A 454-nucleotide genomic window follows, 5' to 3' on the forward strand; every position below is an offset into this window, starting at 1 on the left:
AGGCTGGAGATCCCCGCTGCCAACGCAAGATTCTAGGCCAAGTGGCGGCAGCGGAGGCCGCGCAAGGTCTTCAGGCGGCGTACGAAGTTGTAGGCGCTGAAGAAGTTGGCCAAGTGCCCACGGAGTTGCCCGTGGCGGTCGTCGTTGTAGCGCTTGACCGTTGCGTCCCCCGCCTTCGCGAGGGCAAGCACTCGATCGTGCCGTTCATCCGCTTTACCTAACCATTCGTCGAGGCGAGGCGCTGTTTGATCAGCCGATGGTCGATACCGTTGCGAGCGCAGGCAAGTTCGAAGCTATGGGCCCAGAATGTCTCGCCGGCTGCGATCGCCGCCATGATGATGGAATTGGCCAGAGCGACGTTGCAGAGCGTGGTGAACTGGGTGCCGTTGTCGGTGAGCACCGTGTGCACATCCTTAATGGCGGAGGAAGTCGCCTGCGACCCGCCGCCCTGGAT

General features: G+C 62.3%; 1 pseudogene. It reads right to left on the reverse strand.

From position 1 onward, the window contains the following. Positions 1 to 53: 53 nt before the first annotated feature. Positions 54 to 298 (reverse strand): annotated as a pseudogene (locus tag GVL05_RS20250) (IS481 family transposase); the annotation flags it as partial. Positions 299 to 454: the final 156 nt, after the last annotated feature.

Source organism: Curtobacterium sp. 18060, assembly GCF_902706105.1.
Classification (GTDB): Bacteria; Actinomycetota; Actinomycetes; order Actinomycetales; family Microbacteriaceae; genus Curtobacterium.